8 protein-coding genes are annotated in these 10,575 nt (G+C 62.0%); all 8 read right to left on the reverse strand.

The genetic code is table 11. From position 1 onward, the window contains the following. Positions 1-82: 82 nt before the first annotated feature. Positions 83-3,607 (reverse strand): DNA polymerase III subunit alpha, encoded by a 3,525-nt coding sequence (gene dnaE / locus N430_RS27390; RefSeq protein ID WP_110639786.1) that lies wholly within the window; start codon positions 3,605-3,607, stop codon positions 83-85. Positions 3,608-3,696: 89 nt separating this feature from the next. Next, positions 3,697-4,320, reverse strand: a complete 624-nt coding sequence (gene rnhB, locus N430_RS27395) for a ribonuclease HII (protein ID WP_110639785.1) — start codon at positions 4,318-4,320, stop codon at positions 3,697-3,699. A 1-nt stretch (position 4,321) separates the two neighbouring features. Next, positions 4,322-5,449, reverse strand: coding sequence for a lipid-A-disaccharide synthase (lpxB, locus tag N430_RS27400; RefSeq protein ID WP_110639784.1), 1,128 nt, complete (start codon positions 5,447-5,449; stop codon positions 4,322-4,324). Between the two features lies 1 nt (position 5,450). Continuing rightward, positions 5,451-6,227: an acyl-ACP--UDP-N-acetylglucosamine O-acyltransferase gene (gene lpxA, locus N430_RS27405; RefSeq protein WP_085675614.1), complete on the reverse strand. Its 777-nt coding sequence runs from the start codon at positions 6,225-6,227 to the stop codon at positions 5,451-5,453. Beyond that, the gene (gene fabZ / locus N430_RS27410; protein WP_003252314.1) at positions 6,224-6,664 is read right to left on the reverse strand and encodes a 3-hydroxyacyl-ACP dehydratase FabZ; all 441 of its coding nucleotides are present in this window, start codon (positions 6,662-6,664) and stop codon (positions 6,224-6,226) included. Before fabZ ends, lpxA begins: the two co-directional genes overlap by 4 nt. Positions 6,665-6,777: 113 nt before the next feature. Continuing rightward, the gene (gene lpxD, locus N430_RS27415) at positions 6,778-7,833 is read right to left on the reverse strand and encodes a UDP-3-O-(3-hydroxymyristoyl)glucosamine N-acyltransferase (RefSeq protein WP_110639783.1); all 1,056 of its coding nucleotides are present in this window, start codon (positions 7,831-7,833) and stop codon (positions 6,778-6,780) included. A 1-nt stretch (position 7,834) separates the two neighbouring features. After that, a complete protein-coding gene (locus N430_RS27420; protein ID WP_003252311.1) occupies positions 7,835-8,338 on the reverse strand; it encodes an OmpH family outer membrane protein in 504 nt (167 codons plus the stop codon). A gap of 44 nt (positions 8,339-8,382) precedes the next feature. Continuing rightward, the coding region (bamA, locus tag N430_RS27425) for an outer membrane protein assembly factor BamA (RefSeq protein ID WP_116583664.1) at positions 8,383-10,575 on the reverse strand (2,193 nt) is incomplete at its 5' end.

Raw genomic sequence — 10,575 nt, forward strand, 5'->3', positions numbered from 1 at the left:
CCAGGCGGCCGGCCGGTTGATCCGTTTGGCGCCCTACCTTAAGGGATCAGGCGCATATAGGTCGAGATTAAATTTCGTCGATTCAACGATATTGCAGGAAGACGTTCTCACGCCCGAACTGGTCACGCAGTGCCTGAATCAGGCCATCGGCCGGGTCGATCTTCCACTGCTCGCCGAACTGCAACATCGCCTTGGCATCGCTGCCGGTGTACTCCAGGGTGATCGGGCAAGCCCCGCGATGGCGGGTGATCAGTTCGCCCAGCCATTTCAGGCGGTCGCCCTTGAGCGCTTCGTGCGCCACTTTCAGGCGCAGGCTCTCGGCCAGCTTGGTGCGCGCATCCTCCATGGTCATCACCTGCTTCACCCGCAGGCGCAGGCCACCGGAGAAGTCGTCGTTGCTCACCTCGCCCTCGACCACCACCATGGCATCGGTCTGCAGCAAGGACTGTGCCGCCATATAGGAATCGGCAAACAGCGAGGCCTCGATGCGCCCGGAACGGTCATCCAGGGTGACGAAGCCCATCTTGTCGCCCTTCTTGTTCTTCATCACCCGGAGGGCAATGATCATCCCGGCAATGGTCTGGGTCTCACGCGACGGTTTGAGGTCGATGATGCGCTGGCGGGCGAAACGGCGTATCTCGGTCTCGTACTCGTCGATCGGGTGGCCGGTGAGGTACAGGCCCAAGGTGTCCTTCTCGCCCTTCAGGCGCTCCTTGAGGGTCAGCTCGCGCACCTTGCGGTGGTTGGCGTAGACGTCGACATCCGCCTCGTCGAACATGCCGCCGAACAGGTCGACGTGGCCACTGTCGGCGGTATGCGCCGCCTGCTCGGCAGCCTTGATGGCCTCGCCCAGGGCAGACAGCAAGGTCGCACGGTTGAGGTCGATATTGGCCTGATAGGCCTTGATCTCATCATGGAAGTGCGGGCCCAGGCGGTCCAGCGCGCCGCTGCGGATCAACGCATCGAGGGTACGCTTGTTGACCCGCTTGAGGTCGATGCGCTCGCAGAAGTCGAACAGGTCCTTGAATGGCCCGCCCTGGGCACGCGCCTCGACAATGGCCTCCACCGGGCCTTCACCGACACCCTTGATCGCACCCAGGCCGTAGACGATGCGGCCGTCATTGTTAACGGTGAACTTGAAGTCGGAGAAATTCACGTCCGGCGCATCGAGGCGCAGCTTCATGCTGCGCACTTCCTCGACCAGCACCACTACCTTGTCGGTGTTGTGCATGTCCGCCGAGAGTACCGCGGCCATGAACGGTGCCGGGTGGTGGGTCTTCAGCCAGGCAGTCTGGTACGAAACCAGGCCATAGGCGGCGGAGTGGGATTTGTTGAAGCCGTAACCGGCGAATTTCTCTACCAGGTCGAAGATGTTACCGGCCAGGTCCGCATCGATGTTGTTGGCAACGCAACCTTCGATGAAGCCACCGCGTTGCTTGGCCATCTCCTCGGGTTTTTTCTTACCCATGGCTCGACGCAGCATGTCGGCGCCGCCGAGGGTGTAGCCCGCCATCACCTGGGCGATCTGCATCACCTGTTCCTGATACAGGATGATGCCGTAAGTCGGTGCCAGTACCGGTTTGAGGCCTTCGTACTGGTAGTCGGAGTGCGGGTAGGCCAGCTCGGCGCGGCCGTGCTTGCGGTTGATGAAGTCGTCCACCATGCCCGACTGCAGCGGGCCCGGGCGGAACAGTGCCACCAGTGCAATGAGGTCTTCCAGGCAGTCGGGCTTGAGCTTCTTGATCAGCTCCTTCATGCCGCGGGATTCGAGCTGGAACACCGCCGTGGTTTCGGCTTTCTGTAGCAGCTCGTAGGTCTTGCGGTCGTCCAGCGGGATGAAATCGATGTTGAGATCGGGCAGGTTCTGCTTGGCCTGCTCGCGGTTGATGATCTCCATCGCCCACTTGATGATGGTCAGGGTACGCAGGCCGAGGAAGTCGAACTTCACCAGGCCCGCAGCCTCGACGTCGTCCTTGTCGAACTGGGTCACCAGGCCGCCGCCCTCTTCGTCACAGGCGATCGGCGAGAAGTCGGTGAGCTTGGTCGGGGCGATTACCACACCACCGGCGTGCTTGCCGGTACCACGGGTGACACCTTCGAGCTTGAGCGCCATGTCCCAGATCTCGCGGGCATCCTCGTCGCCCTTGAGGAAGTCGCGCAGGATTTCTTCCTGTTCGTAGGCTTTCTCCAGGGTCATGCCCACTTCGAACGGGATCATCTTCGACAGGCGGTCGGCCAGGCCATAGGACTTGCCCTGCACCCGCGCCACGTCGCGCACCACCGCCTTGGCGGCCATGGTGCCGAAGGTGATGATCTGGCTCACGGCGTTGCGGCCATAGGCTTCGGCCACGTAATCGATCACCCGGTCACGGCCATCCATGCAGAAGTCGACGTCGAAGTCGGGCATAGAAATACGTTCAGGGTTGAGGAAGCGCTCGAACAGCAGGTCGTAGGCCAGCGGGTCGAGGTCGGTGATCTTCAGTACGTAGGCCACCAGCGAGCCCGCACCCGACCCCCGCCCCGGACCAACCGGCACGTCGTTGTTCTTGGCCCACTTGATGAAGTCCATAACGATCAGGAAGTAACCGGGGAAGCCCATCTGGATGATGATGTCCAGTTCGAACTTCAGGCGGTCCAGGTAGACCTGGCGCTTCTCTTCGTAATTCGGTGTGGTTTCTTTCGGCCAAAGCACCGCCAGGCGCTCTTCCAGGCCTTCGTGGGAGACGTGACGCAGGTAATCGTCGATGCCCATGCCGTTGGGCGTCGGGAAATCAGGCAGGAAGTATTTGCCCAGTTGCACCTGGATGTTGCAACGCTTGGCGATCTCGACGGTATTGGCAATGGCGTCCGGCAGGTCGCTGAACAGCTCGGCCATTTCCTCGGCCGATTTCAGGTACTGCTGGTCGCTGTAGCCACGCGGGCGACGGGGGTCGTCGAGGGTCCAGCCCTCGCCGATGCAAACGCGGGTTTCGTGGGCGTCGAAGTCGGACTGCTTGATGAAACGCACGTCGTTGGTGGCGACCAGTGGCGCACCGAGCTGATCGGCCAGGGCCACGGCGGCGTGCACGTACTCCTCGTCGCCAGCGCGGTTGGTGCGCTGCACTTCGACGTAGAAGCGCTCCGGGAACATGCCCATCCAGTCGCGCAGCAGGGCTTCGGCTTCATCCTGGCGACCATTCATCAGGGCCATGCCAATATCGCCCGCCTTGCCGGCGGACAGGGCGATCAGCCCCTCGCTGGCGGGGGCGATCCACTCACGCTGAAGGATCACCAGGCCATTGCGCTGACCGTCGGTCCAGCCACGGGAGATCAACTCGGTGAGGTTGCGATAGCCCTTGGGGTCCATGGCCAGGAAACAGATGCGCGACAGCGGTGCTTCCGGGTCGGCACCGGCCAGCCACAGGTCGGCACCGCAGATCGGCTTGATCCCGGCGCCCATGGCGGTCTTGTAGAACTTGACCAGCGAGCACATGTTGCTTTGGTCGGTGATCGCCACCGCTGGCATGTTCATCCCCGCCAGCGCCTTGGCCAGCGGCTTGATCCGTACCAGGCCGTCGACCAGCGAGAATTCGGAGTGGACGCGCAGGTGAACGAAGGGAACCGACATGGAAAGTCCTGTAGCAGTGCTGAACGACAAGAGCGGGATTGTAGCGTAATTGCTTAAAACATTTGGGGCCGCATAGCGGCCCCAGGTCATCAGATCAACGCGTCGGTGATGCCTTCACGGGCTTGCCAGGCGGCCCGCACCGGGCCGAACGAGCGCCGATGAATGGGCGTAGGGCCCAGGCGCGCGAGGGCTTCCAGATGCACAGGCGTGGGATAGCCTTTATGCCCGCCAATCCCGTAACCCGGATAGATCAGCTCGAACGCGCTCATCTCCCGGTCGCGGGTCACCTTGGCCAGGATCGAGGCGGCAGCGATTGCCGGCACCTGGCTATCACCCTTGACCACTGGTGCAGCTGGCACCGCCAGTTTCGGGCAACGGTTACCGTCGATCAGTGCCAGCTTCGGCGTCACGTGCAGCCCTTCCACCGCTCGCTGCATGGCCAGCATGGTGGCCTGCAGGATGTTCAGCCGGTCGATTTCCTCGACTTCGGCGCGGGCGATGCAGAAGCTCAGGGCTTTTTCGCAGATCTCGTCGAACAGCGCCTCGCGCTTGGCTTCGGTGAGTTTCTTCGAATCGTTCAGGCCAAGAATCGGCCGGGCCGGGTCGAGGATCACCGCCGCCGTGACCACCGCACCGCACAACGGGCCGCGGCCGACTTCGTCGACGCCGGCGACCAGGTCTTCGACCAGGTTGAAGTCCAGTCCAATCTGCATGTCAGCGGTCCTTGAGCAAAGCGAGCACCGCGTCGGCCGCCTGATTGGAGGCGTCGCGGCGCAGGGTGCGGTGAATCTCATCGAAGCGTTCGGTCTGCTGGGCACCATCGGTAACCAGTGGTGCCAGGGTCTGCGCCAGGGCTTCGCTGGTCGCGGCATCCTGCAGCAACTCAGGCACCAGTTCACGCTGGGCCAGCAGGTTGGGCAGCGACACGTAGGGGCTTTTCACCAGGCGCTTGAGAATCCAGTAGGTCAACGGGGCCAGGCGGTAGGCCACGACCATCGGGCGCTTGTACAGCAGCGCCTCCAGCGTGGCGGTTCCGGAAGCGATCAGCACCGCATCGCAGGCAGCCAAGGCCCGGTGCGACTGGCCATCGAGCAAGGTCAACGGCAGATCGCGGCCTTCGAGCATCTGCTCGACCTGGGCTCGACGGGCTGCGTTGGCACACGGCAACACGAAACGCACGCCAGGCAGCAGCTCGTGCAGGCGCTGGGCGGCGTCGAGGAACAGTGCCCCCAGGCGCCCTACTTCACCACCACGGCTACCTGGCATCAACGCCACCACCGGTCCATCGGCCAGGCCCAGTTCGTGACGCGCCGCCTGGCGATCTGCCGACAACGGAATGGTATCGGCCAGCGGGTGGCCGACAAACCGCACCGGCACACCCTGCTCTTCGTAGAAGCGCGCTTCAAAGGGCAGCAACGTGAGCATCAGGTCGCAACCTTCGCGGATCTTCAGCACGCGCTTCTGCCGCCACGCCCAGACCGACGGGCTGACGTAATGGACGGTCTTGATCCCGGCCTGACGCAGTTTCAGTTCGATATTGAGGGTGAAATCGGGGGCATCGATGCCGATGAACACATCGGGCTTTTCATCGATCAAGGTCTGGATCAAGAGCTTGCGTCGCTTGAGCAGCTCACGCAGGCGCCCCAACACTTCGACCAGGCCCATGACCGCAAGGCGCTCCATGGGGAAGTATGACTGAAGGCCTTCGGCCTCCATCAACGGGCCACCCACACCGATGAAGCGGACATCCGGATGGCGCGCCTTGAGGGCGCGCATCAGACCGGAACCGAGAATATCGCCGCTGGCCTCACCAGCGACCAGGGCTACGCAAAGCTGCGCCATGTCAGCGGGTAATGCCGCGGGCGGAGTTCACGATCGACTGGCGGAACAGCTCGACCTGCTCGTGCTTGGCGGCCAGCTCGTCCAGCTCCTTGATCGCCTCTTCCACGGTCAGGCCCTGGCGGTAGACGATCTTGTAGGAACGGCGCAAGGCATGGATGACCTCGTCGCTGAAACCACGGCGGCGCATGCCTTCGAAGTTCATGCTGCGGGCCTCGGCAGGGCTGCCGAATACCGTGACGAAGGCCGGCACGTCCTTGCCAATCGCCGTGCCCATGCCAGAGAACGCATGGGCGCCGATGTGGCAGTACTGGTGCACCAGGGTGAAACCGGACAGGATCGCCCAGTCTCCCACGTGCACATGCCCGGCCAGCGCGGTGTTGTTGACCAGGATGCAGTGGTTGCCGATGACGCTGTCGTGGCCGATGTGGGCATAGGCCATGATCAGGTTGTGATCACCCAGGGTGGTTTCCGCACGGTCCTGGACCGTACCACGGTGAATGGTCACACCTTCACGGATCACGTTGTGGTCACCGATTACCAGGCGCGTCGGCTCACCCTTGTACTTGAGGTCCGGGGTGTCTTCGCCAATCGAGGAAAACTGGTAGATGCGGTTGTGCTTGCCAATCCGGGTCGGCCCCTTGAGCACGACGTGTGGGCCAATGACGGTGCCCTCGCCGATCTCGACATCCGGACCGACGATCGACCACGGGCCAACCTCGACGCCATCGGCCAGCTTGGCCGACGGATCGATGATCGCCCGCGGATCAATCGAACTCACAGGGAGCGTTCCGCACAGGTGATCTCAGCCGAGCACACCGGCTTGCCGTCGACCAGGGCGCGGCACTCGAACTTCCAGATCATGCTCTTGCGGCTGAGGAACTTGGCTTCCAGCACCAGCTGGTCGCCCGGCAGTACCGGCTGGCGGAAGCGCAGCTTGTCGGAACCGACGAAGTAGTACAGGGTGCCATCGGCCGGCTTGGCATCAAGCATCTTGAAACCAAGGATGCCGGCCGCCTGAGCCATGGCTTCGATGATCAGGACGCCCGGCATGATCGGGTGCGCCGGGAAATGGCCATTGAAGAACGGCTCGTTGATGCTGACATTCTTGTAGGCACGAATGCTCTGGGCCTCGAAGTCCAGATCCGTCACACGATCTACCAGCAGGAACGGGTAGCGGTGAGGCAGGTATTCGCGAATCTCGTTGATGTCCATCATTTCGGGGGGAAGCCTGTAATAAGAATAGGGAGCGCAGGTGCTGACCACACGCTCCTTTTGCAGTCCAAAGAGGAGCCAGCTAGCGACTGTTCACTCTTGCTCAGGAAATGGTATCAGCCTTCTGATGTCGGCTCGCCACCTGAGGTCACGGTATCGACACGTTTTTCCAGCTGCTGGAGCCGCTTTGCCATGTCATCGAGCTGGCGAATTCGCGCCGCGCTCTTGCGCCAGTCAGCCAGAGGCTGCATGGCCGTGCCGGATGAATAGGAGCCAGGTTCGGTAATCGAACGGGTCACCATGGTCATTCCGGAGATGAATACGTTATCGCAGATATCGATATGCCCCACCAGGCCTACGCCACCCGCCAGCATGCAATGCTTGCCGATGCGCGTACTGCCGGAGATCCCGACACAGGCGGCCATGGCCGTGTGATCACCGATCTGCACGTTGTGGGCGATCTGGATCTGGTTGTCGAGCTTGACCCCGTCGCCGATCCGGGTATCGGACAGCGCGCCGCGATCAACGGCAGTGTTGACGCCGATTTCCACGTCATCACCGATGGTGACGCCGCCAATCTGGGCGATCTTGCGCCAGATGCCCTTCTCGTTGGCGAAGCCGAAGCCCTCACCACCGATCACGGCACCCGACTGGATGACCACACGCTTGCCGATGGTCACGTCGTGATAAAGCGTGACACGCGGTGCCAGCCAGCCGCCTTCACCCACCACGCAACGAGCACCGACGAAGCAATGTGCGCCGATGCTGACGTTGGCTTCGATACGCGCACCGCTCTCGATGACCGCAAACGGCCCGACACTGGCACTGGCGTCCACCTGGGCGTCCTCCGCCACCACGGCGCTGGGATGAATACCCGCCACAGCCTTGGGTTTGGGATCGAACAGGTGGGAAATGCGTGCATAAGCCAGATACGGGTCAGCCACGATCAGGGCATTGCCGGCAAAGCCTTCGGCGTCCGCAGCCTTGAGCAGCACAGCAGCAGCCTGGCAGTTGTCCAGGTATTTGCGGTACTGCGGGTTGGCGAGGAAGCTCAATTGACCGGGGCCGGCCTCCTGCAAGGTAGCCAGCCCGGTAATCTGCAGCGCCTCAGGGCCTTTGAGTGTGGCCCCGAGGGCCTCGGCCAGCTGGCCGAGCGTCATGGTCACGGTCATATCAACGCGCTTGGTTCATCCGCTCGATGACTTGGCGGGTGATGTCGTACTGAGGTTTGACATCGATGACCGCGCCGCGCTCGAGAACCAGGTCGTAGCCGCCCTTCTTGATCACTTCCTCGACAGCGCCGTCCAGTTTTGGCTTGAGCTGTTTGAGCATGTCGCGGTCAGCAACGGCCTTGGCCTCGTTCAGCTCCTTGGACTGGAACTGGAAGTCACGGGCCTTCTGCTTGAATTCGAGCTCCAGGCGCTCACGCTCCTGCTGCTGCATCTTGTCACCGCCCTTGATCAGGCGGTCCTGGATGCCTTTGGCGCTGCTTTCCAGGCTTTTCAGCTTGGTCAGTTGCGGGCCGAACTTCTTCTCGGCATCGACCGCGTACTTCTTGGCGGCATCGGATTCGAGCAGAGCCATCTGATAATTCAGCACGGCGACCTTCATTTCGGCGAAAGCCGGGGTGGCGACCAGCGCCGCGGCCACTACGGCCAGTTGAGCCAATTTACGCACGATGCACTCCTGGAAAAACCGTTGTCGTTAAGCAAGGGCCGACCTTAGAAGGTCTGGCCCAGAGAGAATTGGAACACCTGGGTATCGGCATCGCTCGGCTTCTTCACCGGCATCGCCAGGCTGAAGCTCAACGGGCCCAGAGCAGTAATCCAGGTCACACCCAGACCGACCGAACTGGCCATGCCCGAGAAGCCGACCTTTTCGCAATCTGGCTTGCTGCCGCAGTTGGTGTCGAACACGTTACCCACATCCCAGAACACGGAGGTGCGCAGCGAGCGCTGGTCCTTGACGAACGGCAGCGGGAACAGCAACTCGACACCACCTTGCACCAGCACGTTACCACCGAACGGCAGCGGATCCTGATCCGGGTCGGCGATGGTGCCCGGGTTGGTACCCTTGCTCGGCGTACTACGTGGGCCCAGGCTGCTGTCCTTGAAGCCACGTACGGAGTTGAAGCCACCCGCGTAGTAGTTTTCATAGAACGGCAGGCCCGAAGTGCTGCCGTAGCCATCACCATAGCCCAGTTCGGTGTGCAGGCGCAGGGTGTAGTCGTTGGTAATCGGCTTGAACAGCTGGCCGCGGTAGTCGAGCTTGTAGAACGACAGGTCGCTACCCGGAATGGTGCTCTCGAGGGTCAGGCTCTGGGAGTGACCACGGGTCGCCAGCACACCTTTGTTCAGGGTCGACTCGGACCAGCCGATCGAAGCCTTGAAGTTGGTGAAGTTGCTACCTTCCTGCTTGAGGAAGTCGAAGATCTCGTCAACGGTGTACTTGCCAGTCTTGATCTTGTCCTGCTGAACGCTCAGGCCGTAGGTCAGGCGCGAGGTCTCGCTGATCGGGTAGCCGAGGCTGACACCGGCACCCAGGCTGTCCACCGCATAGCTGGCCACGTCGACGTCAAGGTCGCTGTAGTCGGTGCTGCGGTAGAAGGCGTTATAGCCCAGGCTCACGCCGTCGGCAGTGAAGTAGGGGTCAACGAAGCCGAAGTTGTAACGGGTCTGGTATTCCGAACGGGTCAGGCCGATGGACACCTTGTTACCGGTGCCGAGGAAGTTGCTCTGGCTGATCGAACCACCGAGGATCAGGCCGGCGCTCTGGGCGAAACCGACGCTGGCGGTGATCGAGCCGGAGGCTTGCTCTTCGACGCTGTAGTTGACGTCGACCTGGTCGTCGGTGCCTGGCACCGCCGGGGTCTCGACGTTGACTTCCTTGAAGAAGCCCAGGCGCTCGAGACGGGTCTTGGACTGGTCGATCAGGTAGGTCGAAGCCCAGCCACCTTCCATCTGGCGCATTTCGCGGCGCAGCACTTCGTCTTCAGTCTTGGTGTTGCCGCGGTAGTTGATGCGGTTGACGTAGGCACGCTTGCCCGGGTCGACCACGAACATGATATCGACGGTGTGGTCCTGGTCGTTCGGCTGTGGCACGCCGTTGACGTTGGCGAAGGTGTAGCCTTCGTTGCCCAGGCGACGGGTGATCAGCTCGGAGGTGGTGGTCATCACCTTGCGCGAAAACACCTGGCCCGGCTGCACCAGCAGCAGCGACTTGACCTGGTCTTCCGGCACCTTCAGGTCACCCGACAGCTTCACGTCGCGAACGGTGTACTTCTCGCCTTCGTTGACGTTGACGGTGATGTAGACGTGCTTCTTGTCCGGGGTGATCGACACCTGGGTGGAGGCGATGTCCATGTTGATGTAGCCGCGGTCCAGGTAGTAGGAACGCAGACGCTCCAGGTCACCGGAGAGTTTTTCGCGGGCGTACTTGTCGTCGTTCTTGAAGAACGACAGCCAGTTGGTGGTCTTGAGCTCGAACAGCTGCTGCAGCTCTTCATCGCCGAACACGGTGTTGCCAACGATGTTGATGTGCTGGATGGCGGCGACCGTGCCTTCGTTGATCTTGATCTTCAAGGCCACCCGGTTGCGCGGCTGCGGCACTACTTCGGCATCGACTTCGGCCGAGTAGCGGCCCTGGGCCACATACTGGCGCTGCAGTTCGTTGCGCACGCCTTCGAGGGTGGCACGCTGGAAGATCTCGCCTTCGGCCAGGCCCGACTGTTTCAGGCCCTTCATCAGGTCTTCGGTGCTGATCGCCTTGTTGCCTTCGATCTCGATGCTCGATACCGACGGGCGCTCGACCACGTTGATGATCAGGACGTTGCCATCGCGGTTCAGCTGGATGTCCTGGAAGAAGCCGGTCTTGAACAGCGAACGGGTGGAATCCACCAGGCGACGGTCGTCAGC

Origin of the sequence: Pseudomonas sp. CC120222-01a (genome assembly GCF_003097235.1) — a bacterium.
GTDB lineage: Bacteria > Pseudomonadota > Gammaproteobacteria > Pseudomonadales > Pseudomonadaceae > Aquipseudomonas.

Excerpts from the sequence above, each read along its gene's own strand:
- dnaE (WP_110639786.1), bottom strand. The coding sequence starts at position 3,607 with ATGTCGGTTCCCTTCGTTCACCTGCGCGTCCACTCCGAATTCTCGCTG.
- rnhB (WP_110639785.1), bottom strand. The coding sequence starts at position 4,320 with ATGCAGATTGGACTGGACTTCAACCTGGTCGAAGACCTGGTCGCCGGC.
- lpxB (WP_110639784.1), bottom strand. The coding sequence starts at position 5,449 with ATGGCGCAGCTTTGCGTAGCCCTGGTCGCTGGTGAGGCCAGCGGCGAT.
- lpxD (WP_110639783.1), bottom strand. The coding sequence starts at position 7,833 with ATGACCGTGACCATGACGCTCGGCCAGCTGGCCGAGGCCCTCGGGGCC.
- fabZ (WP_003252314.1), bottom strand. The coding sequence starts at position 6,664 with ATGATGGACATCAACGAGATTCGCGAATACCTGCCTCACCGCTACCCG.